The organism is Bradyrhizobium sp. LTSP857 (assembly GCF_000938285.1).
GTDB lineage: Bacteria > Pseudomonadota > Alphaproteobacteria > Rhizobiales > Xanthobacteraceae > Bradyrhizobium.
In genome coordinates this window covers 1-25,469 of record NZ_JYMS01000049.1, presented here as the reverse complement: position 1 = coordinate 25,469, position 25,469 = coordinate 1, and the positions used below count along the sequence as shown (strand labels likewise).

Annotated in this window: 28 protein-coding genes and 1 tRNA gene; 20 read left to right on the top strand and 9 right to left on the bottom strand. The window is 61.5% G+C overall.

Annotated features, from left to right (window positions below; translation table 11 throughout):
• Positions 1–73 precede the first annotated feature (73 nt).
• A complete protein-coding gene (locus UP06_RS33380) occupies positions 74–679 on the top strand; it encodes a hypothetical protein (protein ID WP_045007964.1) in 606 nt (201 codons plus the stop codon).
• A 268-nt stretch (positions 680–947) separates the two neighbouring features.
• Positions 948–3,068, top strand: a complete 2,121-nt coding sequence (locus UP06_RS33375) for a sodium-translocating pyrophosphatase (RefSeq protein ID WP_045007963.1) — start codon at positions 948–950, stop codon at positions 3,066–3,068.
• Positions 3,069–3,344: 276 nt separating this feature from the next.
• Here the strand turns inward: UP06_RS33375 and UP06_RS33370 are convergent, their stop codons facing one another.
• Both UP06_RS33370 and UP06_RS33365 read right to left on the bottom strand, forming a co-directional pair.
• A complete protein-coding gene (locus tag UP06_RS33370; RefSeq protein ID WP_045007962.1) occupies positions 3,345–4,346 on the bottom strand; it encodes a Bug family tripartite tricarboxylate transporter substrate binding protein in 1,002 nt (333 codons plus the stop codon).
• A gap of 130 nt (positions 4,347–4,476) precedes the next feature.
• The gene (locus UP06_RS33365; RefSeq protein ID WP_045007961.1) at positions 4,477–4,962 is read right to left on the bottom strand and encodes an outer membrane protein assembly factor BamE; all 486 of its coding nucleotides are present in this window, start codon (positions 4,960–4,962) and stop codon (positions 4,477–4,479) included.
• A 98-nt stretch (positions 4,963–5,060) separates the two neighbouring features.
• Between UP06_RS33365 and UP06_RS33360 the strand changes: the two genes are divergently transcribed.
• The 11 genes from UP06_RS33360 (at position 5,061) to UP06_RS33315 (ending at position 13,230) form a co-directional block, all read left to right on the top strand.
• Positions 5,061–5,612, top strand: coding sequence for a ubiquinol-cytochrome C chaperone family protein (locus tag UP06_RS33360; RefSeq protein ID WP_045007960.1), 552 nt, complete (start codon positions 5,061–5,063; stop codon positions 5,610–5,612).
• Positions 5,609–6,172, top strand: coding sequence for a YceD family protein (locus UP06_RS33355; RefSeq protein ID WP_045007959.1), 564 nt, complete (start codon positions 5,609–5,611; stop codon positions 6,170–6,172). Before UP06_RS33360 ends, UP06_RS33355 begins: the two co-directional genes overlap by 4 nt.
• A 303-nt stretch (positions 6,173–6,475) precedes the next feature.
• Positions 6,476–7,537 (top strand): phosphate acyltransferase PlsX, encoded by a 1,062-nt coding sequence (plsX, locus tag UP06_RS33350; RefSeq protein WP_045007958.1) that lies wholly within the window; start codon positions 6,476–6,478, stop codon positions 7,535–7,537.
• Positions 7,534–8,514: a beta-ketoacyl-ACP synthase III gene (locus UP06_RS33345; RefSeq protein WP_045007957.1), complete on the top strand. Its 981-nt coding sequence runs from the start codon at positions 7,534–7,536 to the stop codon at positions 8,512–8,514. The genes plsX and UP06_RS33345 overlap by 4 nt, the downstream gene beginning before the upstream one ends.
• Before the next feature lie 134 nt (positions 8,515–8,648).
• Positions 8,649–8,990: an integration host factor subunit alpha gene (locus UP06_RS33340; RefSeq protein WP_028171641.1), complete on the top strand. Its 342-nt coding sequence runs from the start codon at positions 8,649–8,651 to the stop codon at positions 8,988–8,990.
• A 24-nt stretch (positions 8,991–9,014) separates the two neighbouring features.
• On the top strand, positions 9,015–9,593 hold the full coding sequence (locus UP06_RS33335; RefSeq protein WP_045007956.1) for a MerR family transcriptional regulator: 579 nt from the start codon (positions 9,015–9,017) through the stop codon (positions 9,591–9,593).
• Positions 9,594–9,704: 111 nt separating this feature from the next.
• A tRNA-Pro gene (locus tag UP06_RS33330) sits at positions 9,705–9,782 on the top strand.
• A gap of 1,226 nt (positions 9,783–11,008) precedes the next feature.
• On the top strand, positions 11,009–11,167 hold the full coding sequence (locus tag UP06_RS41760) for a hypothetical protein (RefSeq protein WP_197087448.1): 159 nt from the start codon (positions 11,009–11,011) through the stop codon (positions 11,165–11,167).
• 586 nt (positions 11,168–11,753) lie between these two features.
• The gene (locus UP06_RS42305; protein ID WP_245305616.1) at positions 11,754–12,083 is read left to right on the top strand and encodes a hypothetical protein; all 330 of its coding nucleotides are present in this window, start codon (positions 11,754–11,756) and stop codon (positions 12,081–12,083) included.
• 408 nt (positions 12,084–12,491) lie between these two features.
• On the top strand, positions 12,492–12,647 hold the full coding sequence (locus tag UP06_RS42300) for a hypothetical protein (RefSeq protein WP_245305615.1): 156 nt from the start codon (positions 12,492–12,494) through the stop codon (positions 12,645–12,647).
• A gap of 64 nt (positions 12,648–12,711) precedes the next feature.
• Positions 12,712–13,230: a hypothetical protein gene (locus tag UP06_RS33315; protein ID WP_156163408.1), complete on the top strand. Its 519-nt coding sequence runs from the start codon at positions 12,712–12,714 to the stop codon at positions 13,228–13,230.
• Between the two features lie 486 nt (positions 13,231–13,716).
• On the opposite strand, the gene UP06_RS33310 is transcribed toward UP06_RS33315, so the two are convergent.
• The 3 genes from UP06_RS33310 to UP06_RS33300 all read right to left on the bottom strand — a co-directional run bounded on the left by UP06_RS33310 (position 13,717) and on the right by UP06_RS33300 (position 16,114).
• Positions 13,717–14,004, bottom strand: a complete 288-nt coding sequence (locus tag UP06_RS33310; protein WP_045007953.1) for a hypothetical protein — start codon at positions 14,002–14,004, stop codon at positions 13,717–13,719.
• A gap of 72 nt (positions 14,005–14,076) precedes the next feature.
• Positions 14,077–15,462, bottom strand: a complete 1,386-nt coding sequence (locus tag UP06_RS41755; RefSeq protein ID WP_197087447.1) for a hypothetical protein — start codon at positions 15,460–15,462, stop codon at positions 14,077–14,079.
• 370 nt (positions 15,463–15,832) lie between these two features.
• Positions 15,833–16,114, bottom strand: coding sequence for a hypothetical protein (locus UP06_RS33300; protein WP_045007952.1), 282 nt, complete (start codon positions 16,112–16,114; stop codon positions 15,833–15,835).
• 388 nt (positions 16,115–16,502) lie between these two features.
• Between UP06_RS33300 and UP06_RS41750 the strand changes: the two genes are divergently transcribed.
• On the top strand, positions 16,503–16,658 hold the full coding sequence (locus UP06_RS41750) for a hypothetical protein (protein WP_197087446.1): 156 nt from the start codon (positions 16,503–16,505) through the stop codon (positions 16,656–16,658).
• A gap of 406 nt (positions 16,659–17,064) precedes the next feature.
• Complete coding sequence (locus UP06_RS33295) at positions 17,065–17,718, top strand: HAD family hydrolase (protein ID WP_045007951.1); 654 nt, start codon at positions 17,065–17,067, stop codon at positions 17,716–17,718.
• A gap of 203 nt (positions 17,719–17,921) precedes the next feature.
• Here UP06_RS33295 and UP06_RS33290 read toward each other — a convergent pair whose 3' ends face one another.
• Positions 17,922–18,116: a hypothetical protein gene (locus UP06_RS33290; RefSeq protein WP_045007950.1), complete on the bottom strand. Its 195-nt coding sequence runs from the start codon at positions 18,114–18,116 to the stop codon at positions 17,922–17,924.
• 239 nt (positions 18,117–18,355) lie between these two features.
• Between UP06_RS33290 and UP06_RS40395 the strand changes: the two genes are divergently transcribed.
• From UP06_RS40395 to UP06_RS33270, 5 genes are all read left to right on the top strand, one after another.
• Entirely contained in the window at positions 18,356–18,622 is a 267-nt protein-coding gene (locus tag UP06_RS40395) for a DUF3551 domain-containing protein (RefSeq protein ID WP_082081865.1), read from the top strand.
• A 548-nt stretch (positions 18,623–19,170) separates the two neighbouring features.
• A complete protein-coding gene (locus tag UP06_RS33280; RefSeq protein ID WP_156163405.1) occupies positions 19,171–19,419 on the top strand; it encodes a hypothetical protein in 249 nt (82 codons plus the stop codon).
• A gap of 899 nt (positions 19,420–20,318) precedes the next feature.
• Positions 20,319–20,555, top strand: a complete 237-nt coding sequence (locus tag UP06_RS33275; RefSeq protein ID WP_045007947.1) for a hypothetical protein — start codon at positions 20,319–20,321, stop codon at positions 20,553–20,555.
• A 1,371-nt stretch (positions 20,556–21,926) separates the two neighbouring features.
• Complete coding sequence (locus UP06_RS41230) at positions 21,927–22,106, top strand: hypothetical protein (protein ID WP_156163404.1); 180 nt, start codon at positions 21,927–21,929, stop codon at positions 22,104–22,106.
• A gap of 135 nt (positions 22,107–22,241) precedes the next feature.
• A complete protein-coding gene (locus UP06_RS33270) occupies positions 22,242–22,430 on the top strand; it encodes a hypothetical protein (RefSeq protein ID WP_045007946.1) in 189 nt (62 codons plus the stop codon).
• Positions 22,431–22,971: 541 nt separating this feature from the next.
• On the opposite strand, the gene tnpC is transcribed toward UP06_RS33270, so the two are convergent.
• The 3 genes from tnpC to tnpA all read right to left on the bottom strand — a co-directional run bounded on the left by tnpC (position 22,972) and on the right by tnpA (position 25,410).
• A complete protein-coding gene (gene tnpC / locus UP06_RS33265; RefSeq protein ID WP_044999807.1) occupies positions 22,972–24,600 on the bottom strand; it encodes an IS66 family transposase in 1,629 nt (542 codons plus the stop codon).
• 70 nt (positions 24,601–24,670) lie between these two features.
• Positions 24,671–25,018, bottom strand: a complete 348-nt coding sequence (gene tnpB / locus UP06_RS33260; RefSeq protein ID WP_044999806.1) for an IS66 family insertion sequence element accessory protein TnpB — start codon at positions 25,016–25,018, stop codon at positions 24,671–24,673.
• Positions 25,015–25,410, bottom strand: a complete 396-nt coding sequence (gene tnpA / locus UP06_RS33255) for an IS66-like element accessory protein TnpA (protein WP_044999804.1) — start codon at positions 25,408–25,410, stop codon at positions 25,015–25,017. The genes tnpB and tnpA overlap by 4 nt, the downstream gene beginning before the upstream one ends.
• Positions 25,411–25,469: the final 59 nt, after the last annotated feature.

Below are 25,469 nucleotides of genomic sequence, written 5' to 3'. Positions count from 1 at the left end.
CCGCGGCGGGTCCCTCGGCTTTTGCGCCATTGCCGGGTAATATCGGCAATCGCAACTGACGGATTCGATTCGGATGACGGCGGCTTCAAGCGCGAGTGAGCTGCAACCTGTTCCCGGAAGGGAATGCGGAAGCTGCACGCTGTGCTGCAAGGTCTACAACGTTCCCGAGATCAATAAGGCCGCGGGCAAGTGGTGCGGGCAATGCAAGCCGGGCCGGGGTTGCAAGATTCACGACAACCTCCCGGGCCAGTGCGCCGCCTTCAATTGCCTCTGGCGGACCGATGCGGCCATGCCGGCGCAGTGGAAGCCGGATCAGGCGAAGATGGTGGTTACCATCCATCCGGTCACTCTGAACATCCAGGTCCAGGTTGACCCGGGCCTGCCGTCGGCCTGGAGCCGGCAGCCGTATCACGACCACCTGCGACAATGGTCCAAGAAGAACATGCCGAAAGGCATGTATGTTGTCGTTTTCGTCAATAAGCTGGCGACCCTCGTTTTGCCCGAGCAGGATGTACCGCTCGGCCCGGTGACCCCCGAACAGGTGATCACGGTGCGGACCGAGTCCGGTCCCGGCGGAGGGGTCTACGAGATCAAGGTCGCGACCACGCGAACGATGCCGGACGGTCAGATCATCGAGGTCGCGTCGACGTCTCGACATCCCGTCAGATCGGCGGCCTAGGCGAGCGGTGTCCGTTGACGGACAGTTCCGGGGCCATTTCCCGGGACGACGCGACGATCCTGCCCATAGCCTAAATACCTGCCGAGATCGGCCTTTTCGGCCGCTTACGGCGTTGCACCCGCATTCTGATTTTGGCAAGCTTGTGGCCGACTAGGGCCGCCCCTTCGGGCAAGGGGCGGCCCTGTTCAACATAAAGGCGCCGCACCGCACAACGGAAAAACAAAGGCGCCGGGGGTACGTACATCAAGGATCTGAGGCAAAAAATCACATGACAGCATTATGGTTGATTGTGCTCTGCGGAGTGCTTTCCGTCGTCTACGCGATCTGGGCGACGTCTTCGGTTTTGAGTGCGGATGCGGGGTCTCCGCGCATGCAGGAGATCGCAGCGGCGGTGCGCGAAGGCGCACAGGCCTACCTGCGGCGCCAGTACACCACGATCGGTATCGTCGGCATCGTCATCTTCGTGCTGCTCGTCTATTTCCTCGGGATCTACGTCGCGATCGGTTTTGCCATCGGCGCCATCCTGTCGGGGGCGACCGGCTTCATCGGCATGAACGTCTCGGTTCGCGCCAATGTGCGTACCGCCCAGGCCGCGACGACATCGCTGGCCGGCGGTCTCGAGCTCGCCTTCAAGGCGGGTGCCATCACCGGCATGCTGGTCGCCGGTCTCGCGCTGCTTGGCGTGACGCTCTACTTCGGCTTCCTGGTCTTTTCGCTGAAGCTTGCGCCTGACAGCCGCACCGTGGTCGACGCCATGGTGGCGCTCGGCTTTGGCGCCTCGCTGATCTCGATCTTCGCCCGTCTCGGCGGCGGCATCTTCACCAAGGGTGCGGACGTCGGCGGCGACCTCGTCGGCAAGGTCGAGGCCGGCATCCCGGAGGATGATCCGCGCAACCCGGCGACCATTGCCGACAACGTCGGTGACAACGTCGGTGACTGCGCCGGTATGGCCGCTGACCTGTTCGAGACCTATGCGGTGACCGCTGTCGCCACCATGGTGCTCGCGGCGATCTTCTTCGCCAAGACGCCGATCCTCATGAACATGATGACGTTGCCGCTCGCCATCGGCGGCATCTGCATCATCACCTCGATCATCGGCACCTTCTTCGTGAAGCTCGGGCCGAGCCAGTCGATCATGGGCGCGCTCTATAAGGGCCTGATCGCCACCGGCGTCCTGTCGCTGGTCGGCATCGCAGGGGTGATCTACACCCTGATCGGCTTCGGCAAGCTCGACGGCGTCGAATATACCGGCATGTCGCTGTTCGAATGCGGAATCGTCGGCCTCGTCGTCACCGCGCTGATCATCTGGATCACCGAGTACTACACCGGCACCGATTATCGTCCGGTGAAATCGATCGCGGCCGCGTCGGTGACCGGCCACGGCACCAACGTGATCCAGGGCCTTGCGATCTCGATGGAGTCGACCGCGCTGCCCGCACTCGTCATCATCGCCGGCATCCTCGTCACCTACAGCCTGGCCGGCCTGTTCGGCATCGCGATCGCGACCGCCACCATGCTCGCACTTGCCGGCATGGTCGTCGCGCTCGATGCGTTCGGCCCGGTGACCGACAACGCCGGCGGCATCGCCGAAATGGCGGGACTGCCGAAAGAGGTGCGCAAGTCGACCGATGCGCTCGACGCGGTCGGCAACACCACCAAGGCGGTGACCAAGGGCTACGCGATCGGCTCCGCCGGTCTCGGTGCTCTGGTGCTGTTCGCGGCCTACAATCAGGACCTCAAGTTCTTCATTGCGGATTCCGCGCACCACACCTATTTCGCCGGCGTCAATCCAGACTTCTCGCTCAACAACCCCTACGTGGTTGTCGGCCTGTTGTTCGGTGGCCTCTTGCCGTATCTGTTCGGCGCGATGGGCATGACCGCGGTCGGCCGCGCGGCGAGCGCGATCGTCGAGGAGGTGCGCCGGCAGTTCCGCGAGAAGCCGGGCATCATGCAGGGCACCGACAAGCCGGATTACGGCAAGGCGGTCGACTTGCTGACCAAGGCGGCGATCAAGGAGATGATCATCCCCTCGCTGCTGCCGGTGCTGTCGCCGATCGTCGTCTACTTCCTGATCTACGCGATCGCGGGCGGTGGTGCGGCCGGCAAGTCGGCGGCATTCTCGGCGGTGGGCGCGATGCTGCTCGGCGTGATCGTGACGGGCCTGTTCGTCGCAATCTCCATGACCTCGGGCGGCGGCGCCTGGGACAATGCCAAGAAGTACATCGAGGACGGTCATTACGGCGGCAAGGGCAGTGACGCCCACAAGTCGGCGGTGACCGGTGACACCGTCGGTGATCCCTACAAGGACACCGCCGGTCCTGCCGTGAACCCGATGATCAAGATCACCAACATCGTGGCCCTGCTGCTGCTGGCGATCCTGGCACACTGAACCTGGGACACGTGTCCTGCGACAAACCCGCGGTGCAAGCCGCGGGTTTTTTGTTGTCTGTTTTACAGGGGAGCGTCGCCATGACGTTCGAGACGACCAAATGTATGCGGTGCGGCTGCGACATGTTGGCGGCCGACACCGTCTGTCCGACTTGCGGCAAGGCGCAAAGAGGCGCCCGGCAATCCGGGCCTCGCACAATGTTGGCGGTCGCGCTGGCGGCGGCCGTCCTCTTCGCCTTCAACTGGTTCAAGTCCCCTGCGCCGCACGAAGGGCAGGCTACTGCACATCCATCTGCAAGCCTTCCTTCTCGATGATGCCGGCGAACTTCTTCGTCTCGGCGTCCACGAAGTCGGAAAACTGCTGTGGCGTGCCGTAGTCGGCGCGGGCACCCATGGCGACGATCTGCTTCTTCATGTCCTCGCGCTCAAGCATTGCCTTCACTTGAAGATTGAGCGCGTCGAGCACCGGAGCGGGGACGCCTTTCGGCAGGAATACTGAGAACCACGACGAGATGTCGAAATTCGCAAGCTCCGGCGCGCTCTCGCGCATGGTCGGCAGGTTCAGTGCGAGGTCGCTGCGCTCGGTCGTGGTGACGCAGAGGCCGTTGAGCGTGCCGTTCTGCACCTGCGGAAGGCTCGGATAGAGATTGTCGAACAGGACCTGGATGTCGCCGGCGAGCGCAGCCTGGAGCGCGGGGCCCGCGCCGCGGAACGGGATGTGCGTCATCTTCAGCCCGGTGAGCTGGAGGAACCAGGCGCCGGTGAGGTGCGGGCTCTGGCCGACGCCGGAGGAGGCGTAGCTGAGCTTGTCCGGATTGGCCTTGAGGAAAGCGATCAGCTCGGCGATCGACTTGATGCCGGTCTTCGGATGCGCCGAGACGATGTTCGGGATCCGGATCATGTTGGAGACCGGCTGGAGCTGGTCCGCCTTGTAGGTGAGGTTCTTGAAGATGCTGTAGGCGATCGCGTTCGGACCGGGATTGCCTATCAGGATGGTGTGGCCGTCGGCCTTGGAGCGGACGACCTCGGCCGTCCCGATGGTGCCGCCGCCGCCCGAGCGATTCTCCACGACCGCCGTCTGGCCCCAGGCGGACTGGAGATGGGCGGCGAGGAGCCGGCCCATCACGTCGGTCGAGCCGCCGGCTGCGGCCGGCACGATGACGCGGATATTCTCGGTCGGCTTCCAGTCAGCGAGGCTCGATCGCGGCAGGATGGCTGCGGCCGACAGGCCGGCAGCACCAGCGAGCACGCGACGACGGGACAGAAACTTCTTGGACACGAATCCACTCCCTGCTTCTTGTTTTGCAGAGAGGGTAGGGAACCCGGTGCACAACGGCAAGTCGCACGCGACGGCAAGTGCCGCGCGGAGAGCGGCACGACGCCGCAGGTGCAAACCTCAGCTCAAGGGCTCAGTTGAAGCTGAGCAGCTTGAACAGCGGTGCGAGGTAACTCATCTCCTGACCCGAGGTCGGCGTGGTCCGGCTGATGAAGTCGAAGATCTTGCCGTCCTGGAGGCCGTAATTCGCAAGCCGGCGCACGCGCCGGTTCTTGTCGAAATAGATCGCGATCACGCGCTGATCGACCAGCTTCTGGTTCATGAAGGCGACCACGCGCTCGGAGCGCTGCGAGATGTAGTAAAACACCTCGCCATCCAGCGTGGCGACGGTGGAGGGCGTGCCCATCACGATCAGCACCTGATCCTGGCTCGCGCCGATCGGAATTTGCTCGAGCGCGCCGGGCGGCAGGATGTAGCCCTTCTGGAATTGCTCACCGGTACAGCCGGCGAGCGCCGCGCCGAACAGGGTCACGGCCGCGAGCAGGCGCAAAGCGCGCCAGCGCGAATGAAGGCCGCGCGGTCTGTCGGCGCGCAGGCGGGTCTGGTTCGTTATGGTCATTGCGGAACTGATTCCGTCCCCTTGCGTCGCGCGAGGCGCTGAAGTACCGGGCGGGGGCTCTGAATGCAACTCGCGCGCGCCCGCTTGCGGAAACCACAATGCTTTGGCCGTTCAATCACTTCAGGAAACCCCGGCTAGCCCCGGCCGGCACCATTGAGGCCATCTATGGCATGATCGTGACGCAGGCGCGAGAACCCATATTTTACCGGGACTTGGGCGTGCCCGATACGGTTAATGGCCGTTTCGACCTGTTGCTGTTGCATCTCTGGCTGTTGCTGCGGCGCCTGCGGACGGCCCCGGGCGCCGTAGAGCTGTCGCAGGCCCTGTTCGACCGCTTTTGCGAGGACATGGACGATAATCTGCGCGAGATGGGTGTGGGGGATCAGACCGTCCCAAAGCGGATGCGGGCCTTCGGCGAGGCCTTTTATGGCCGCGTCCAGGCCTATGACCAGGCGATCGATGCCGGGGCCGAAGCGCTGGCGCAGGCGATCTGCAAGAATATCTTGAATGGTGCCGCGATGGATCGGGCGCGGCAGCTCGCCGCTTACGCGCAGGCCACGGAGGCGAATCTCGGCTTGACCGGCGAACCGGCGCTGCTGCTCGGATCCTTCGAGTTTCCCGCGCCAATTGCGAAGGATGTGACGCCATGAACCGACCGATGACCGGACCCGACCCCTGGCGCTCGCCCGTGATGGTTGCGCATATTCCCGATACCGGCCTGCACCGCGAGCTTGAGGCTTCCGCCGCCGAGCGTCAGGCGGTCGCCGAGGTCGCCGGCCTCCGCGAGGTCCCGTCGATCCATGCCAGTTTCGACGTCGTGCCGAAGAGCGGCGGCCGGGTCCATGTCACAGGCCACGTCCGTGCCCGGGTCGGCCAGACCTGCGTGGTGACGCTTGATCCGATCGAGAGCGAGATCGACGAGGAGATCGACCTGATATTCGCGCCCGAGGCCGAGGCGCGGCGGCTGGCCGACCTGATTGAGGAAGGGCAGGACGATAAGGAGCCACCGGAGGTCGCCGATCCGCCGGAGGCCATCGTCAACGGCATCATCGACCTTGGCCGGCTCGCCACCGACGCGCTGTTCCTGGCGGTTGATCCCTATCCGCGCAAGCCGGGTGCCGTATTCGAGGTGGAGGTCACCGCTCCCGACCCCGAGGACAATCCCTTTGCGGCATTGAAGGCGCTGCAGGACAAGAACAAAGGCGAGTAGGTCGGGCGTCCCTCCCGCGGGGACGTTTTTGCTTCGAGGCGGCGAGGCGTTTGCCTGGATGCATTGAGAGATCGTCTTATCTATCTGATTTCTATATATTTCACGCGATTTTTGGGACTCGCGGCCGGATCGTCCTCAATCCAAAAGCCTGGGGGCAAGAGGTTGTTTCGGGACCACAAAACGCTATTGTCGCGCCCCGGTCGGGGTGCGTCGTCGCGCTTGGCCGGTCGTCATATCCATGGCGAGCCCATTTCGCGGTCCCGCCAGTTGACGACCGCGCCAGACCAGGTTTCCGGGATCTAGATGCCAAGCAAGGTTCGTATTGCGCTTGACGCCATGGGGGGCGACGTCGGCGCCGCCGTGGTCATTCCAGGCGCTGCCGTCTCGCTCGGCAGGCACCGCGAGACCGAGTTCCTGCTGGTCGGGGACCGCGCCAGGATCGAGCCCGAGCTCGATCGTCACCCCCAGCTCAAGGCCGTCTCCCGGATCATCCATACCGACGTTGCCGTCGGCATGGAGGACAAGCCGAGCCAGGCGCTGCGTCGTGGCCGCAAGACCTCCTCGATGTGGCTTGCGATAGACGCGGTGAAGAAGGGCGAGGCGGATGTGGCGGTCTCCGCCGGCAATACTGGCGCGCTGATGGCGATGTCGCGCTTCCATCTGCGCATGCTGCCGGGCATCGACCGCCCGGCGATCGCGGGTATATGGCCGACGATGCGCGGGCAGTCTGTCGTGCTCGATCTCGGCGCCACCATCGGCGGCGATGCGCATCATGTGGTCTCGCTCGCGGTCATGGGCGCTGCGATGGCCAGCGTCTTGTTCAGCAAGCCGCGCCCAACGGTCGGCCTGCTCAACATCGGGACCGAGGAGATCAAGGGCCACGAGGAAATCCGCGAGGCCGGCGAAATTCTGCGCGCGATGAACTTGCCGGAGCTCGATTATATCGGCTTCGTCGAGGGCGACGGCATCGGCAAGGGGCTGGCCGACGTGATCGTCACCGAAGGTTTCAGCGGCAACATCGCGCTCAAGGCGGCCGAGGGAACCGCGCGCCAGATGGCCGAACTGCTCCGACACGAGATGCAGCGGAGCTGGATGTCCAAGCTCGGCTATCTCTTCGCCCGCGGCGCCTTCCAGGCCCTGCGCAACAAGATGGACCCGAACAAGTCCAATGGTGGGATGTTCCTTGGATTGAACGGGGTCGTGGTCAAGAGCCACGGCGGAATCAATGCCGAAGGCTTTGCCTATGCGATCGATGTTGGCTATGAGATGGTCAAATTCGATCTCCTGAACAAGATCAATCAGATGCTCAACCGCGAGGGTGGTGCACTCAATTCCGTGCAGACCGCGCAGGAGGCTGTTTCGTGACCAAAATTCGTTCGGTCGTGCTGGGCTGCGGTGCCTACCTGCCGGAGCAGGTGGTGACCAATGCCCAATTGGCGACGCGCATCGACACCTCCGACGAGTGGATCGTGCAGCGCACCGGTATTCGCGAGCGGCACATCGCGGCCGACGGCGAATTCACTTCGCACCTTGCGATCAAGGCAGCGCAGGCAGCCCTCACTGATGCTGGCCTTGACGCACAGTCGATCGACCTGATCGTGCTCGCGACCTCGACGCCGGACAACACGTTTCCTGCGACCGCGGTCGCCGTGCAGCATGGGCTCGGCATCAATCACGGCGCGGCGTTCGACCTTCAGGCGGTGTGCTCGGGCTTCGTGTTTGCGCTTGCGACCGCCGATAATTTCCTGCGCACCGGCGCCTTCAAGCGCGCGCTGGTGATCGGCGCCGAGACTTTTTCGCGCATCCTCGACTGGAATGATCGCGGCACCTGCGTGCTGTTTGGCGATGGCGCGGGCGCGGTCGTGCTGGAGGCGCAGGAGCAGCCGGGCCAAGCCGCAACCGACCGCGGCGTGGTGACCACGCATCTGCGCTCCGACGGCCGCCACAAGGCCAAGCTGTTCGTCGACGGCGGACCGTCCTCGACCCAGACCGTCGGCCATCTGCGCATGGAGGGCCGTGAGGTCTTCAAGCATGCCGTCGGCATGATCACCGACGTGATCGTCGATGCCTTCGAGGCGACCGGCCACAATGCCGAAAGCATCGACTGGTTCGTGCCGCATCAGGCCAACAAGCGAATCATCGACGCGTCCGCCCACAAGCTTCATATCGCACCGCAGAAGGTGGTGCTGACGGTCGATCGTCACGGCAACACCTCGGCAGCCTCTATACCCTTGGCGCTGTCGGTGGCGCGCAAGGACGGCCGCATCAAGCGCGGCGACCTGGTTTTGCTGGAGGCAATGGGCGGCGGTTTCACCTGGGGCTCCGCGCTCGTGCGCTGGTAAGGCCACAGTCGATAAAATTTTGCCCGAATTGACGCGGATAATCGATGCGTCTGCATTGATGAGCGCTGTTGACCGCCGTATCGTAAGCTCATAATTTCAGACGACAATTGTTCGCCGTGATGTGGGGCAGGGCGATGACCGATACAAGTAAAACCGTAACGCGTGTTGATCTCTGCGAGGCCGTCTACCAGAAGGTGGGCCTGTCGCGCACGGAATCGTCTGCCTTCGTGGAACTCGTGCTGAAGGAGATCACCGACTGCCTGGAGAAGGGCGAGACGGTGAAACTCTCTTCGTTCGGGTCCTTCATGGTGCGCAAGAAGGGTCAGCGTATCGGCCGCAATCCGAAGACCGGCACCGAAGTGCCGATCTCGCCGCGCCGGGTCATGGTGTTCAAGCCGTCGGCGATCCTGAAGCAGCGGATCAATGCCCAGCACCGCACCAATGGCGACGGCAGCAAGGTTCAACCGGAGGCGTAACCGCGCTCCAAGAGGATTTGGCATTTGGACAAGGCGCCGGATGCGTTCCGAACCATCAGCGAAGTAGCGCAGGAACTCGACATTCCGCAGCACGTGCTGCGGTTCTGGGAGACCCGATTCTCCCAGATCAAGCCGATGAAGCGCAGCGGCGGCCGCCGCTATTACCGCCCCGATGACGTCGATCTGCTCAAGGGCATCCGCCGTCTGCTCTACGGGGAGGGCTACACCATCCGCGGGGTGCAGCGGATCCTCAAGGAGCACGGCGTCAAATCGGTGCAGGGCCTGGCCGACAGTTCTGCTGCCGTCTCGTTCGGCGCGATCGAGGACGCCATCGGGGCGAGCCTGATGGAGCCTGAGGAGGAGACGGGCGTCCGCGGCACCCTCGACACCGACGATGATGATTTCCAGGGCGGGGAGGAGGAAGGCATCGACTTCCGCTTCTCGGAGACCGACGACGAGGACATCCTCACCACCTTCCGCAAGGGTGGCACCGCGCCGCCGCCGGCCGGCCCCAGCGCGCTGGACCGGGAGCGCTTGGGTCGGGCGCTCAGCGACCTCATCGCCTGCCGGGAAATGCTCGATCTGGCGCTGAAAGACGTCTGAGAGCACTTTTCGTCGTCTTTGCGGTCAGTTCCAGGAGCCTTGGGCGGAGACACCAAAATGGTGTGACCTCGCCTTGCGCAAAGCGGCGATCCTAGCTAATGGAACGACGTTCGGAGCGTGGCGCAGCCCGGTTAGCGCACTAGTCTGGGAGACTAGGGGTCGGAGGTTCAAATCCTCTCGCTCCGACCAATAATTTCAAAGGCTTATTGTCGGGCGGGCAGAGGAGATTCTTGCCTTGGGGAAACCTTGGGGAAACTCTGCCGTCGCTGCGACGTCGGACACCCTGCTGTCCGTGTTCAACCGTTCTTAGTGCATTGGGTCCGTCCGCTCCGCTGGACAGAGAATCAGGTGCTGCCTCACAGCGGCAGTCGCTGCTGATATCGCATTTCCGCCCCCTAAATTTCCAGTACGTCGCCCGGCGAGATGGGCCCGCTTGTCCGGCATTCGCTCAGTCGAGCCGTGCACCGAAACGCAGCCAAGGTCGCTCTCGCGATCGTCGGCCTCCTGTCGCTGGCCGTGCTGACGCGAAGCACCGATGAGATCCATTAAGCCAGGCCGGCGCGCTTCATGCGCGAGCTCGTCGATGTCGTGCTGATGTTGCCTCATGCGGCAAATCAAACTCCCGCAGCGTGCCCCCCGGTCAAGGACTGGCCGCGTAAGGAGACTTTAATCGCGACACACGTTAAGGACCCTGAGCAGGAGGACGGAGGCGGGTTATGAGTACCATCCCCCTGGACCTTGAACGAAGGTTCGAACAGCGCGGGGCCGCCCGATTTCAGCAGGCGAAGCCTGGCGGCAGCAACAACGGGGTGGTCGGCATGGAAGGGACCGGACGCACGATCTCGCGGTACGCATCCGCCTCGTGGTCGCCGCGAAGCGCGAAAAGCACGGAATGGAGCCAGCCACCAAGTCGCGCATTATCCCGGCGCAATGCTAGAGGATGATGCAGACAGATTCTTAAGGAAGGCAGAGGAGTGCCTTCGCGAGGCGGAGCGGGCGAACAACCCGCTGGATCAAGAGAGGTGGCTGAAGCTTGCCGAGGATTGGATGAAGCTGTCGCGGGCCGCCAAGAAACAGCGATAAGTCTTCGATCAGTTCTGTCCACTTTTACATTGCCTATATCGTTCCATCGGCGGAACGGAGTAGCTGCAACGAAAGACATGCAGGCTCAGTTGGAGAAGGAACGGATGCGGCGGAGTGCGCGCTGATCCGAGACTTGGCGACCGATCCCAAGAAACGAGAGCTTTTCACCAGGCTGGCCGACCACCTGATTGTGCTCGCCTCGGCGGTTGAGCGGGCGATTGCGGACAGCGTGAAGCACAACTGATGAAAACAAGCTGGCGGCGGCCTTTCGAGGATCCGGTGAGGATTGGCGATCGCACTTTGGTGACGCTCCTCGACGCGAAGAGGGATCAATGACCGTCTTCGTCTACGTGAACACCGCCAAGCAAGTCGGCGACGTCGATCACATCAAGGTCTTCTCCACAGTCGACGCCGCGAAGACTTGGTTCGAAGAGAACGATCCGGAGGGCGTGGCCTTCGAGTACGACGTGATAGGCCCGCCAGTTCAATAGAGGCCGCCAACTGAGGCGGCGTCACCAACCTATCGCATGCTGCACATTACGAAGCACAGCTACAATGCTTCGTGTGTAGCGGCCATCGTTCCAGCGATGATCCGTTGCATATGCGCACGGCAGCAAGGATGATAGCAAATCCGATCTGCCCATATCAACGACGCTCGCCTCGCCTTGTTTTAACGGGGAGGCTGCCAAATACGAGAACCGGCCCATCGCCAACCGCGCGTTCGACGACGGGCCCTTCCGGGTGGATGGCGCTAGGTGGTGCCACGCGCCACAGACCGATATCTGAACCTCCGGGTTGGAGGGTTGTTCCTGAAGACGTCAACTCTTTTCCTTCCGCTTGCTCATGCTCTAGGTCACTGATCAGCTTCCCGATGCGCTCTGTGGTCGTTGGGTCGACCGCGCCTCGCAGCAAGCGCTTGGATTGCTCTAAACGAAGGACAATTTGCTCTTGGCGGGCTAGTTCGTCTGGCATTATTTGTGTTGCCTCCGCAGAGTCAGACGGATGACGAGGCGAATAGTTCAAATCTGTTGCGGTGACGATGCGTGAGCTCGCGCGCCTCACGCCTGGCCACCTCGGATGACCAAGCCAGCCGGAAGCGGCGGCTCGTCAAAGGGCCCGAGGAATTCCAGAGCATCCGCCGCGATCGGCCAAATCGAAAATGAACTAATGGACGCCACCATTGTTGGTGGATATCGGCCTGAAGGCAAAAAGCAAATGATCAAGCACACGCGGTCGGCCGAGCAACAGGTTGCGGATGATGCCGATCGAAGGGCCCTCAACCCGGTAGAATCGAGACAGACCATAGCGGACAGTCAAGCCGGTCCAGAGTTTCAGGAAAACCTCAAGCGTCTGAAAGCCGAGCGGCTGGAGCGTGAGGCGGGACCGAAGGCGAACCCAAAGGCCTGATCTAGTCAAAAATCCACCTCTTTCGCCTCGGTGGGGTCGGCCAAGCGAACGGGCGCGTTGGGTAGAAGGCTGTCCGCAGAAGGTCATGGAATGTCGAATCGACGGTGGATGGTCTTCCTGCTGGTTTCCGTGATGATTGTTTGCTCGATCGTCGCGGGTGCTCGGTACTATCTAAGCAGATGCCATGGCATGGACGCATGTGCGGCCGCCGAAGCCGAAGGCAATGAGCGAGTTAAGCCAACCGAGCCACAATAGTTTTCTGCGGAGGTGCGCGCCTGGTCAAAGGTCAACGTTGTCAATACACCGTTTTACAACCTGGGGAAAACCGACCTTAGGTCAGTGTGTCTGCATTTTTCGAATCGTCTGACCATGCTCGCTCGCCGCGGTAATATGCGATGCGGGGTGCGTGTGAGCCAATTTCTGTCAGTGCTGCTATTGCTGACGACGTTGACGCTGACGGTGTGTTTCGGCGTGGCAGCCTGGCGCCAGTCCGCCGGCAGAGACGTCGATATCACCGCCACGATCTGGCATCAGGAAGGCTGGAGAGCGCGGCCAAGCGACTGAAGCCCCTTGCGCTCGCCCTCCAGTTGCAGAATATTAGCCCGGTGTGCCGATGCACGAGGCAATTATGTTCTCAAATGTCGCACTCTCAGATGTTGCAAGGTGGGCCGGACCAATTTTGCTCGCCATCATGACATGGTTCATCGTTGAATTGATCGCAAAACCTTTCCTGCGGTTTCGTGACCTCCGAGGGGAGATCCAGAGAACCTTGTATCGCCGCATTTTGGCGACGCGCGTCTATCAAACACTGACAGGGTCGTACGAAGAGAAAATCAAGATTAGCCGCGAGCAGGCAATCAAGTTTAAGGAGGACCTCGCCGAGCACGCCGTGTCACTTTTGGTCTTTCGGGAGACAGAAACGCTGGCATCATCTACGTTGAAAGTGCTCGGTTATGGATCCCTGAATGCACTGGCGTTGGGCGCCGGTGCTCTCGCGGTTACACCGCTTCCAAATGACGGTCTCTTATTGGGCGAGGGTGACGCCAACTTCCAAGAAATAGAAAAAACTCTTTGTGCCAATCTGCGCTTGAAAAGCGCGACAAAGCCGATCGAGGCTTCGGAGGCCTCTGTGCAAAAGAGCGCGTGATTTCGCATGTGGAGCCGGCTCCTGTGTCCCGGCGGGTCAAAGGATCAAGAAAGCCCATCCACGACCGGTTTTAGCTTCCCCAATATTTCGACGCCATATCTATGAAAGGGTCCATCGCTGCAGGATCCGTGATCGCAAGCGTACCGGGCGCTTAATAGGGTTTGCCGGTGCCCAGAGTGACGAGGCCGGGCTGCGGGCCAAGACCGGCTGGGCCGGTCATTTCGTAGAAGGCGGCTTGCTCAGCTTCAGTCATGTTTTCCAGGGCTCTTTCGTTTCGAAACGTCAGTGCTTGGGGCAGGCCGCCTGGCGGCGGGGTGAGTGACGTCGTGTTCTCAGAAACCCGGTGGATGCTCCGGTTGCTTCGGCGCCGGCTTCTGCATCGGGCCGAGCAGGCCGGCGAAGGGTCCTGTCGAACCGCGTTCTGCCAGTCCTGCCGCGGGATGTAGCCCGGTGCGAAGTAGTGCGCGGTCATGTCATTCGGCCCGCCTACTGCCCGGCGGGGCTGTTGTCAGAGCTTTGTAGCGGGATGTCGGGCATGCCTGCGCCGTGGCGCGCGTGATTGGCGGCGGAGGTCGCAATCTCCGGGCCGATCGTGCCAATGGCACGCGTCCAGGGGATCAGCGTGTGCACCGGATCCCGCCAAAGGTTCTGGGTCGTCATCGACATCAGCAGCGCGGCCCGGCGAAGTTTGTCGGCGATGGACGTTCCCGGCGGGCCCGAAATGCTTCCCTCCTGACCTGCGTCGGGAGCGTTGTGTGTGAAGAGTTCGGTCATAGCGCCTGTTTTCCTTTTCGTCGAAGTGCGCGGTCAATAGGTGTGATGAGTGCGGCGGCTCACCGTTAGCACTTACGCATTGACGGCCTTGATGATCGCGTACTGAATGACTATCGCTTCAGACAGCGAGCCGCCGGTGTTGTTGCGGACGTCGATCGTGGCCGAGCCGGCGGCGCACCGCGCGTTGAGCGAATACGATCCCGGCGTCCCTCCGGAGATGTGGTTGAGCACCAGAACGTCGGTGGCGGCGATCGTCGTGTTAGTCAGGACGAACGAAACGATAGTGCCCGCGGCCAGTGCGGCGGCGTTCATCGTGATCTGTCCGCACGTCTTGGATAGCGTCACACCGGTCGACTTGCTGGTCGCTTGCGTGACTGTGCCGCCGGCGCCGGTGCCATAACCAACGCCTGCCGAGCCCAGTGCCAGCACACCATTCGCTGCTGCAAGACTTCCATCGCGGCCGAGGCTCAACGCGGTCGCACCGAGGGTGCTGGAATAGAAATTCAGCGGATCCACCGTCGCGGCGAGACCGCCGATCGCCTTGAAAATTTCAGTGTAGTCGACCCCGTTGGCGCGATAGAACCTATATCCCGAACCTACGGTATCGGTCCCAATGGACGATTGCAGCGCGGTGAACGTCTGCGCGACATCCAGGCCCGCCAACGTATGCGTGCCGACCGGCAATGTCGAATTGGTCGCGCCGGTGACGGTAAGGGTCGTCGGAAACGCACCGGCCAGCGTGAAACTGCCCGCAGTGGTAATGTTGCCGCCCATGTTGAGCGTGCGCGCCGCGTCGTTCAGCGTCACCGTCAGTGCGCGGTCGGCCGTCAAAGACTCCATCGACTGGATCTGCAGGTTAAAGCCGGAACCGGACTTGAGTTTGAACGCACCAGACGCGCTCAGCGCGCCGAACGAGGCAGCGCCCGTCACGCCGAGCGTGCCGCCGATCGACCAGTTGCCTGCGATGCTCCCGTTGTCGGTGAACGCGGGCGCGGCCTTCGGCGCCAAGCTGGACGCAAGAATGCCGCTATCGGCAAGGATCTTGCCGCTCGCGTCGCTGAACGTCAGCAGATTACCCGCGGTCGAGCTGTTCGGGCCGACGACGTTGCCACTTGTCGGCAGCGTGGCCACAAACATCCAATTTCCGGCCGCGAGGTCGGTGGCGAACGCACCGGACGTGTGCGAAATGAGCGCCCGATACAGGTTGCTGTTCTGCACAGCGTTATTGCCGATAATGTAAGTCGTTGCTGTTAGCCACGCGGTCGCCGGCGCGAGCCCTGCGGTCTGCAACGCTGGCGATAGCGCATCGTACGTGACGACGCCGTTCTTGAGCGCTCCATCGTCACGCTGAATCAATGCGAGACTGGACCGTATTTGGTCGGTTGTGACCTGGACGTTCTGAAACTCGACGTCCAGCGACTGACCAGGGAAGTTGGCCAGTGTAGCGGAATCCGACACAAACGCGTGCTGGGGGGAATATGGTTTTGGCTGTGACACGGGGCATCCTCGAGTGGAGGGACGCCGCCGGCGACGCGACTAAATCGGCCAATAGCGGAATAGTACTGGAAATGGCAGGGCGCATCAAGCGTTCCCCGCTGCTTGGGCTCTTGGCCAGAGAGTAGGCTTGCGTGTGCATGAGCGGAAAAGCGGCCGATGCTAGCTGGCTGCATGAGGTCGCCACATGATACTGCGCAGGAGCGATGGTGCTCGGCCCTGAGTGGTTCAATGCAATCGAGGGAGAGTAGCCGCTCCAGGCGAGTTCGTTCAAGGGACTATGCAAGAGAAGGTGAGGCGGCCTCCGCTGAAGGCCGCCCCGGTATCTTGTCTGTTACTTTCCGCCTGCGACGCCGGCCTTGCCCTGACCGCCCTGCATCGAGCTGCCGCCGCTCGGGGTGGTCGGCGCGCTCGCACCGCCCGTGGAGCTTCCAGAACTCATACCGGTGGTGCTCTTGTCCATTGAGCCCTTTTCCATCGAACCCTTGTCCATGTTGTTAGACGTGCCGGGCTTGTTCATGCTGTCGGATTGCGGGGCGGGGCCAGTGCTGGTTTGCGCAAAGGCAGAGCCGCACATCAACGCGATGGCGGCGGCGGCGGCGATAATTGTCTTCATAGGTGTTCCTCCTGAGTTGGGCTATCCAAGCCAACGGAACTGGAGATTTGCCGTTCCTCCGACGGGAGTCCGTCGAAGAAAAATGTGTCTCTCAGACGCCGCCCCATTCCAAGGAACAAGGCGTACCTACTCGGGTTTTCCATGCATGTCACAGCCGCTACCAGTGTTGATAGAAAATTCCATCCAGATCGCATGGGATTTCCTCGAACGAACAGGGGATCTCGGAGATCCTGAAGCGGCGAGTTGCGTCTTGCTCAATTCGGTGGAAGCCAGGGTGAGAACGGGCGAGCGTCGCATGCTGATGTCTCGAACACCGCCATTAGCGACTACAAGAAATTCCGGGCGGAGTGAGGGGTTCGGAGCTTGAGCCGGATAGAAGGGAGAAAACATGAGCAAGGAAACACCTAAAGACGATCCGCGGCAACAGGCCGATCAAGCGACGCACAAGCAGACGGACAAGCCTTGGAAGGGCAACCCGGAGAAAGAGCAGCGTAACAACGCCGACTTCGACCTTGAAAATTGGCAGAAGACGAATACGCACTAGGAGAGTTCATGAACCGATTACTATCAATAGCCGCTGCGGTCCTGGCACTGTCGACGACTTGCGCCGCAGCGCAGCCCGCCGGCGCCCCGAGTGGGCGAGGGGCGGTCGTTGGTGATCCCGCAGCCAGCTCTACGGCGCCGACCAGAGATCCGCGCGGCACCACAGGCATGTCCCCTGATTCGAGCAGCGGGAGTGGTACGTCCACGTCTGGCGGAAAGGACGCCACGGGAGACCAGGGCCGTGACAAAATGCCGGACAGTAACAAGACTGTCAGGCCCCAAAGCGAGCAGCCGGAAAAGCCTCACTAAAGTCCCGGTCGCCGGATCTTGACCGCCACACGGCAAAGACACGACCTACGCCGAGAGGCTACGCGGAGATGGGGCGGGCAAGCGCCGGAGGAACTTAAATGCCGAAAGCCGCCATTTTCGATCTCGACGGGACTCTGCTGGACTCCGTCGACTTGCACGCTCTCGCCTGGCACGAAGCATTGGTACAATTCGGCCACGACGTTACTTTCGAAGATGCCAGAAGCCAAATCGGAAAGGGTGGCGACAAGCTCATCCCCGTATTCCTGTCCGCCGACGAACAGCGGGATCACGGCAACGAGATGGAAGAATGGCGCGGCGAGCGGTTCAAGTCGGCGTATCTGCCGCTGGTGCGTCCGTTCTCCGCGGTGCCCGATCTCCTCCGACGCGTGCGCGATGCCGGCGTCCGGATCGCGATCGGTACATCAGCCAAGAAGGATGAGCTCGGGAAGTATCTCGAAATCGCGCGCATCGCCGACGTGTCAGCCTCGTCCGAGGATGCCGAGGAGTCCAAGCCGGCCCCCGACATCTTCGAGGTCGTCCTCAAGAAACTGAAGATCGATGGCCGCGACGCCGTCGCGCTCGGTGACACGCCGTATGACGCGTCGGCGGCCGGGAAGGCGGGCATCGTGACGATCGGTGTCCTTTGCGGCGGCTTCACGGAGGCGTCGCTACGGGAGGCCGGCTGTGCTAAGGTATATCCCGGACCGGCCGCGATATTCGCCCAGTTCGAAAATTCCGTCTTCGCTAGATAACTTCTCGTCGTCCTCGCTGAGGTTTTCTTCGTCACCGAGACCGAGCGTTCTGCCGTCGCTATGGTCGAAGTCGCGGCGTCTTATCGGCATCTTTGCTGGCCTCGCGCACCTCGCGCTCGTTGTCCTTCCGAAGCCCGGGAACAGTACTCCCGGCTCTCCTGGCGACATCCATAATCCTATCGCGCGGGCTCGCGTTGCACCATCTACGCGATTTGCGTCGGCTTCGGCGGATGCGCAGTCTTCGGATGACGGTCATGAAGGAATTGCGCGAGGGAGTTCGCGATGACGCCATCATCCACCGCGGCCGCGAAGAGATGCTCTTGCGCGTCGCGAGGAAGTTCCGACCACACCTTCAACGCCGCGTGGCCAAGCAAAGAGGCGATCTGGTTCTCGTCCATCGGTGCTAACTCCTGGTTGGTTGTGCGCTTGCGGGGCTTCGTCTCTCCGCGGGTAGCAGCGCAGCGCGAAGAAGGCGCCCGATCCATCCGAGGCGTAATTGCTTCACTCTCCCGAAGTTCCCCGACCGCACGAGGGAACATGGCGTGGATTTAATCCGTGCAAGCGAAATTATCTCGGCCTTCAAACGTACCTCATATTGAGGATTCGCAGAATGCGAACGCCGAGCATGGAGTCTATGATGCGAACCATTTCTTTTGCCGCTCTGGCAACCATTTCTGCACTGACGCTGATCGGATCGGCGGCGGCCACGCCCCGGCCCAGAGCCGAGGCGACGCAAGACAGCTATTGCCTGCAAGGTCGACAATCGGGCTATCCTGGCAACTGTGAGTTCTCGACGTATCAGCAATGCCAAGCGACAGCGAGCGGCACCAACGAAGGTTGCGGTATTAATCCCATGAAAGCCTTCGCTCAGCAGCGGCGCGGTGCCTATCGCAGCCAGTACTGACACTCGAAAATTGACAAATGCGGGTCGCCGCTTGGCGGCCTTCTTGCTGAAGTGGACCCGACAGGAGCGCGGTTGCGCAAAAACGTCCCAACAGGATCGTGATCAGGATTTGTGAAGGAGGCCACAACGGCTGAGGCCGGACCGTCATATCCAAGAGCCTGTATTGCATGAACGATCTGCCGCTCTCACACCGCGCTCCACTGCAGACGGAATCCCACACACGAAATTCGATACATCCATTTATCGACCATCACCTAAACCATTGGGCAAAAAGCGATGAAGACTTCAAATGCCGTTGAATTTTCGACGCAGGCCGTCGGCTCCCTTGCGTTTCGGTCGTTGTCCACCGCCGAGATTGAGAGGCTTCTTCGACCTTTCTATCTCGGTCTCCATTTCGATGACAGGCGTGCGCGCTTCGGAGCCGCGGTGTCGGACGGATCGATTGCCAACTACTGCCGTGAACTGCCTCAAGGGAAGCTGTCGTCATCGGCTGCGTGGCGCCGGATGGCCTGGTAGCCGTCGTTGAGCTTCACCCGTACGGCGAACGCATGGAGCTGGCGTTGGCAGGCAGGGATACAAACGACAGGATCATAATATACGGCCATCTCCTCCAGCTTGCGACCTTTGAAGTGAGAAGGCGCGACTGCCGTACGCTTGTCATGAGTACCGAGCCAGCCGCGCCGGAGGTGTTGGATCTGCTCCGCGGCATGGGACACCTAAGCATTCAGGATGAGACCGCGACCGTCGAGCTCGGCGATTACACGCGTCTCCCCGCACTGTCGCTTGCGCGGCGCTGACAATGCACGCAGGAGAACAGGTCGTCTGCTTCATCGGTATCGTTGCCTGCCTGGGCGCGTGTCTCGTCTGGGCACTATACGAGGTGGAGGAGCGGCGGCAAAGGCGCTACCGGCAGGCCGAGTGGATCCGCACCGCTACAAGGTTTGTACTGCGCTAAGACACACCTAGTTCAGCATGCTTCATCGCACCAGCATCGAGATGAACGACCAAAATTCACGGATTCGCAAATTTCCACCACTCGAGTACCCCTGACGTGCCAGCGACTAATTCAACCATCAGGAGAGGATCTCAGAATGCCCGAATCCACCTTGTTTGCGTGTCAAAACTACAGCTGGAAGCACGGACAAAACTTACGAAATTGGCAATCTGCCAACTGTGGTCGCGATTGTCGGCATCATCGTTTCGTTAGGCAACCTAGCTGTCGCCCTGGATAACCATTTCCATTGGCTTAAATGGGCGGTGCTCTAAGTAGCCTAGAGACGACTAAGGGCTGTAAGTGGGCAACTTGCCCTGTGTCGGCTTTGAGTTCACAAGGCGACTTCGCAGGCTTCGCCGGTCTCGGACTGAAGCGGACATCACCGCCAATAATGCCTAATTATCAAAACTCAGCTGGGGGCGAGGCTTGTGTTCAGGTGGACTCCAGAGTTCGCCGAATGAGGCGCATAGGTAGCGCGACCGGCAGCGGCTCATGGCGCATCGCCGGCGGTTGAGGCGATGATCACAGGGTCCGCCGGGGGTGAAACCGGCGGGCCAGCGTGCTAGCTATAGCGTGCCGTGTCGATCGTGCGGAACGTCGCGGCATCGCCCGCAGGAGCTGCCACAAGCGGCGCCTGCGGCCGATATTCCAGGAGCCGCGCTTCTCAGCCGCCATTCATCATCGCGATTACAAGCCTTTCCAATGGATACGCGCGAGGAGTTTTTGATCCGGCTCGCATCCGTATTGGATGGCCTCGGGATGGAACAAGGGTTGAAAGTTAAAGAGCAGTCCGTCGAACGCGCATTCGGGGGCACAGGTGCTATCGCCATTGCGGAGGCTGAAGCTTTTGCGCGCGTCCACGGCTGTACGTTTCGGTACAATCGGGCCATGCGTGAGGGGATGTTCTATCGATCCTATCCGCCCGGCGGTCGCGCGTAGGGTTCCCGCAAAACACGAAGGCCGCAGCGGGAGGTTAAATCGCTGCGGCCCGCGCGTGGTCAAATGAAGCCGGGTAAAAAAAAGATCAAGTGAAATATGCAGCCAGCCCCGGTATCCGAAAAACTACGCTCTGATTTTCAAACAGAAAAGTAAATTGGGCTGTTCCGCCACGCGGAACACGATAGCCTGTTGCGTGCGAGCACCGGAAGCGTCAGTAGCGCTGGCGGGCCTTCCGCCCGAAAACCCGGCTCGTCGGGGGAAGGCCAAGGGTGGCGCCGAGGTCGGTCTGGCCGGCATCGGACTCGCGTCCACTCCCCGAACCTTAGTCGATAGATGCCAACGCGAAGGCATATAGCGCTGCTCCGCCGACCACGAGCGTGCTCCATCCTCCCCATGTCACCCACGCGCCAGCGAGTGCCATGACTAAGCCGAAAAGCATGAGGGACACGGAGATCGCGTTTTGCATTTCAGGGAGCGGTGGGAAGCTGAAGGGAGAATCGCGCGTCAGCGCGCGCAATAGAAGGCTTGTGGCTTCGTTGGCAGCGGCGGTTAATCGGCCTGGCGAGCTGGATGGAGTCCCTAGGGCGTCCGGGTGGTTGCATTCTTCCCTGCCTTGGATACCGCTTCTATCAGTACAGGGCACTTTTCATAGGCCTTAGCATCGCCAGCCTCAGTACCACGAAGCTCCCTGCATTCGCCGCCGTCAAAGAACCACTTGGTGCTACCAATGGCGACGATCACGCTGCATTTGGGGCACTTCACCTGCATGCACCTAGTATGCGCCCAGAGTCCGCCTGTTACCAGCGGCTCGCGGGCGCGCAGAGGAGGAGCATCGAGGCGGCGCGCGTTGCATATGCAAAAGGGCCGCAGCACCTTTCGACGCTGCGGCCCCGCCGGGCTGTTGCAAAATGGACGACAGCGCCTTTGACATGGACAGCAAGTGCGCCCTTTAGCGCGGCCCGTTTCGGAGGGCGGTGCTCGTTCACCTTCGTTAACTTTTCGATGTGAGCAGTATTGACCATATGTCTGGAACCGGACGTGCCAGACTCTTCCGATCACCGCGCGGCCCTTGGCTTTCATCGGTGATGAGAACGCCATCAGCGCTCCCGCCTCCTCTAGATGGAGCAGCGCCATGCAGCGACCCCGCTTCAACCAAACCACCTCCCTTGAAGACCGCCTTGCCGAACAGGTGAGGCGCCTCCGCGAAGAAGCTGAATCGCTTCCCCATGGACCTGTGCGCGATGCCGCTCTCCTCAGGGTGAGGCAAGCCGAAACCGGCTCGCACATAAGCGAGTGGCTGAGATCGCCCGGACTACGGCCGCCGGATTAAAACCGACGACCCTTGATCTGGCTCAAGGAGCTTAGTCCAAGATGCAGGTGCCGTGCCCCAAATGCAAAGTGATCGTCGCCATTGGCTCCACCAAGTGGTTCTTTGACGGCGGCGAATGCTGGGAGCTTCGCGGTACATTGGCCGGCGATGCTAAGGAATACGAAAAGTGCCCTGTCCTGTTTGAAGCGGTGTCTAAGGCCGGGAAGAACGCCACCACCTAAACGAGCACCATAACGTCCGGCAAGTTGCTCATGAGCGAGAGCGAACCTCCAAAAACCGGCGCTGGCCTAGTTTGATTTTGGGAGTGGCCTGATTGGCTTTTTCAGGCTTATGCTGCCCACGGGAGGAACCGCCCCATGACAGACGAGCGACGCGCTAAAGCACGAGTTGTGAAACCCTCGTACGACCAGAACATGCGCAATCTTTCGGAGCAGCTAGAAGTTCTAGATGAGCAACTTGTTGAGATAGAAGCCCGACTTATCGTTCAAGAGCACTGTTATGACCTGCGCCAGCTGAAGAATAAGCTCCGCCGCAAGATGAACTAAAGCCGGGTGCTGGCCTGCTTCCGAGCACGGTGGCCTAGTTTGATTTACGTAGTGGATTTGAGGTGAGCAGTTTTGCTCAGACATCAGCCGTGGCCGTTGCAATACACTCCCACATGGGACCGGAAGAAAAACGACCAGACCGGCCCTGCGAGGTTTGCACCCGCCCTATGACCTACGTCAGCACGATGGGAGCTATGGGATTGCACCGTAAGGCTTCGGTCTACCGTTGCGAGCATTGCTTGCGAATAGAGGTCGACAAAGAGTAGGGCTGCCTCAGTTGAAGCGGGAGTGAGCAATTTTGCTCAGACGCCACGAGACGGGTATGCAATTTCTGTCGGCTATCAGGCCGCTTACTTCTCTTTTTCTTCCTCCTGGTCGCGCTCAAGGTCGTTGATCAGCTTTCCTATGCGCTCTGTGGTCGTGGGATCGTTCACGGCTTTCAGTAAGCGCTTGGATTGCGCCAAACGAACTGCGATTTGCTCCTGGCGGGCTAGTTGGTCTGTAAGCATCCGGCGAAGACCGCGCGCGGGTCATTTTCGGCTCAGGCGGCTTGATCAACGTTCCGGATGGCAGAGCGCCAATTCCATGGCAGCAGTTCGTCGAGCCTTTGGACGGGATGCTCGGCGATGCGCGCCAGAACGTCGGCGAGCCAGGCTTGCGGATCGACGTCGTTCATCTTGGCGGTGACGATCAGGCTGTACATCACCGCCGCCCGCTCGCCGCCGCGATCCGAGCCGCAGAACAACCACGACTTCCGACCTAAAGCGATGCCGCGCACGCCACGCTCCGCCGCATTGTTGGACAGGCAGATGCGGCCGTCATCGAGGAAGCGGGTAAATGCGCTCCAGCGCTTGAGCATGTAGTCCATGGCCTTGGCGACATCGTTGCTGCGCGAGAGCTTGGCGCGTTGTGTGCGCATCCAGGCTTCCAGATCGGCCACGAGCGGCGCGCTGAGTTCCCGGCGAACTGCCTGGCGCCTTTCGGCGCTCTGACCGTTGATGGTCCGCTCGATCTCGAACAGGGCGTCGATCCGGCGGACTGTTTCCAGCGCCAGCGGCGAGATCACTGCCGGCCTCTTGCCCTGAGCCTTGCGACGCGCATTCTCGGCCAGATCAGCCATCACGAAGAACGGCCGCCGGGCATGGACCCAGCACGCGGCTTCCAGGATCGGACCTGCGTTGCGGCCCGGTTCGTAAAGCCTGCCATAGCCGCCATAGGCATCGGCCTGGAAGATTCCGCTGTAGTTGGCCAAGTGAGCCTGGGGATGCTCGCCGGCCCGATCGCGCGAGTAATAGAACACCGCGCCCGGCGGGGCCTGCCCTCCAAAAGGCTTGTCGTCGCGCACATAGACCCAGATCCGGCCGGTGTCGGTCTTGCCTTTGGCCAGGACCGGAACCGTGGTGTCGTCCCCGTGCAATCGCTCGGCGCTCAGTACGTAGGCCTCGAGGCGCTTGAACAAAGGTGCCAGCGCCGCGGTGCAGCCGCCGACCTGGTCGGCCAGGGTCGACAGACTGATCGGCACGCCCTCCTTGGCATAGCGCTCCGCTTGCCGGTTCAGCGGCTGATGTTGACCAAACTTCTCGAACAGCACCATCGCCAGCAGGCTTGGCCCCGCCCAGCCGCGGGCAAGCACATGGAACGGCGCCGGAGCCTGGCTGATCTTCTCGCAATCACGGCAAGTAAACTTCTCGCGGACGTGCTGGATCACTTTCCAGGATTTCGGGATCACCTCCAGCGTCTCGGTGATGTCCTCGCCGAGCTTGGACAGCCGCGCGCCGCCACAGCAGGCGCACGCCACAGGTCCCGGCACGATCACCCGCTCGCGAGGTAGATGCTCCGGGAACGGCTGGCGTGACGGCCGCTTGCGCGTGAACGACGCCACCTTCGTGGTTTTGGCCGCGGCCATTTCGGCGGCGAGTTCGTCCTCCGTCGCCGAACTCTCCAGCTCCTCCAGCGTCAGTTCAAGCTGATCCAATAGCCGCGCGGTACGCTCCGAGCGCGGACCATGGCGGTCGCGGTTGAGTTTCTCGATCTGCAGCTTCAGATGGGCGATCAACGCCTGGTCGTCGGACTGCCGGGCACGGGCGGCCGCAGCCTCCGCCCGAGCAACGATCAATGCCGCTTGCAGCGTTTCGATGTCGTCTGGCAGCGATTCAAGGCCGTCACCCATGGCCCCGATGGAATCACAAAAGAGGCGATTTGAGGCGTCTTTTCTTCCGCACCTCAGAACTTTTTTGAGCCTATCCTGCGCTCTGTGGCCGCCACGTGTGCTGCGGATTGCGCCAGTCGATCGCCTCCAGCAGATAACTCATCTGCGCCGCGCTCAGCCCCACCACACCGCCCACCGTCGCCGGCCAGACAAAACGGCCACGGTCCAACCGCTTCGCGTAGAGCGACAATCCAATTCCATCGTGCCACAAGGCCTTGATCAGCGAACCGCCGCGTCCGCGGAACACGAAGACATCTCCGGCGAACGGATCGCGACCAAGGCTTTCCTGCACCAATAATGACAAACCCTGCATGCCCTTGCGCATGTCAGTGTAGCCGGTCGCAATCCAGATGCGTGCGCTCGAAGAGACTGGGATCATCGACGCTCCAGAACCTGCAGCACCCGCGCCAGGGCGGCCGCATCGACGCCCGCATCGACAATCACCCGACGATCCCGGCCAACGACGATCACCATCTGCCCGCTCGTCGCTGTGGCAGCAACCGCCGGCTCGACCTCAGCGGCAAGGACGACCCGCGCAAAGCCGGATTGCTCGCTTTGAGGGCTGATCGGCTCGGGACCGAACGAGCGCCGCCATGTCATCAGCAACGAACGTGATATGCCATGGCGTCTTGCTGTCGACGATATCGCGCGCGGCGCTTGAAAGCTTTCGGTCACGATCCGCAGCTTTTCGTCATCCGACCAGCGTCGCCGGCGACCAGTCTCGACCACCTCAAGCCGTTCAAGCTGAGTACTGCGCTTATGGCTGTCCATAAGGACTGTTACGCACCAATTGGACTAATCCAACAAGGCGGCCCTCGCCGGAGGGAGAC

Bases quoted from the DNA above. Each gene is read 5' to 3' on its own strand.
- UP06_RS33355 (WP_045007959.1), top strand. From the start codon at position 5,609: ATGAACCGACCGATGACCGGACCCGACCCCTGGCGCTCGCCCGTGATG.
- tnpB (WP_044999806.1), bottom strand. From the start codon at position 25,018: ATGATCCCAGTCTCTTCGAGCGCACGCATCTGGATTGCGACCGGCTAC.
- UP06_RS33365 (WP_045007961.1), bottom strand. From the start codon at position 4,962: ATGACCATAACGAACCAGACCCGCCTGCGCGCCGACAGACCGCGCGGC.
- UP06_RS33315 (WP_156163408.1), top strand. From the start codon at position 12,712: ATGTTCTCAAATGTCGCACTCTCAGATGTTGCAAGGTGGGCCGGACCA.
- UP06_RS33280 (WP_156163405.1), top strand. From the start codon at position 19,171: ATGGAGCTGGCGTTGGCAGGCAGGGATACAAACGACAGGATCATAATA.
- UP06_RS33340 (WP_028171641.1), top strand. From the start codon at position 8,649: ATGACCGATACAAGTAAAACCGTAACGCGTGTTGATCTCTGCGAGGCC.
- UP06_RS40395 (WP_082081865.1), top strand. From the start codon at position 18,356: ATGCGAACCATTTCTTTTGCCGCTCTGGCAACCATTTCTGCACTGACG.
- UP06_RS33360 (WP_045007960.1), top strand. From the start codon at position 5,061: ATGCTTTGGCCGTTCAATCACTTCAGGAAACCCCGGCTAGCCCCGGCC.
- UP06_RS41760 (WP_197087448.1), top strand. From the start codon at position 11,009: ATGACCGTCTTCGTCTACGTGAACACCGCCAAGCAAGTCGGCGACGTC.
- UP06_RS41230 (WP_156163404.1), top strand. From the start codon at position 21,927: ATGCAGGTGCCGTGCCCCAAATGCAAAGTGATCGTCGCCATTGGCTCC.
- tnpA (WP_044999804.1), bottom strand. From the start codon at position 25,410: ATGGACAGCCATAAGCGCAGTACTCAGCTTGAACGGCTTGAGGTGGTC.
- UP06_RS33380 (WP_045007964.1), top strand. From the start codon at position 74: ATGACGGCGGCTTCAAGCGCGAGTGAGCTGCAACCTGTTCCCGGAAGG.
- UP06_RS33310 (WP_045007953.1), bottom strand. From the start codon at position 14,004: ATGACCGAACTCTTCACACACAACGCTCCCGACGCAGGTCAGGAGGGA.
- UP06_RS42305 (WP_245305616.1), top strand. From the start codon at position 11,754: ATGACCAAGCCAGCCGGAAGCGGCGGCTCGTCAAAGGGCCCGAGGAAT.
- tnpC (WP_044999807.1), bottom strand. From the start codon at position 24,600: ATGGGTGACGGCCTTGAATCGCTGCCAGACGACATCGAAACGCTGCAA.
- UP06_RS33295 (WP_045007951.1), top strand. From the start codon at position 17,065: ATGCCGAAAGCCGCCATTTTCGATCTCGACGGGACTCTGCTGGACTCC.
- plsX (WP_045007958.1), top strand. From the start codon at position 6,476: ATGCCAAGCAAGGTTCGTATTGCGCTTGACGCCATGGGGGGCGACGTC.
- UP06_RS33375 (WP_045007963.1), top strand. From the start codon at position 948: ATGACAGCATTATGGTTGATTGTGCTCTGCGGAGTGCTTTCCGTCGTC.
- UP06_RS33290 (WP_045007950.1), bottom strand. From the start codon at position 18,116: ATGGACGAGAACCAGATCGCCTCTTTGCTTGGCCACGCGGCGTTGAAG.
- UP06_RS33275 (WP_045007947.1), top strand. From the start codon at position 20,319: ATGGATACGCGCGAGGAGTTTTTGATCCGGCTCGCATCCGTATTGGAT.
- UP06_RS33270 (WP_045007946.1), top strand. From the start codon at position 22,242: ATGACAGACGAGCGACGCGCTAAAGCACGAGTTGTGAAACCCTCGTAC.
- UP06_RS41750 (WP_197087446.1), top strand. From the start codon at position 16,503: ATGAGCAAGGAAACACCTAAAGACGATCCGCGGCAACAGGCCGATCAA.
- UP06_RS33300 (WP_045007952.1), bottom strand. From the start codon at position 16,114: ATGAAGACAATTATCGCCGCCGCCGCCGCCATCGCGTTGATGTGCGGC.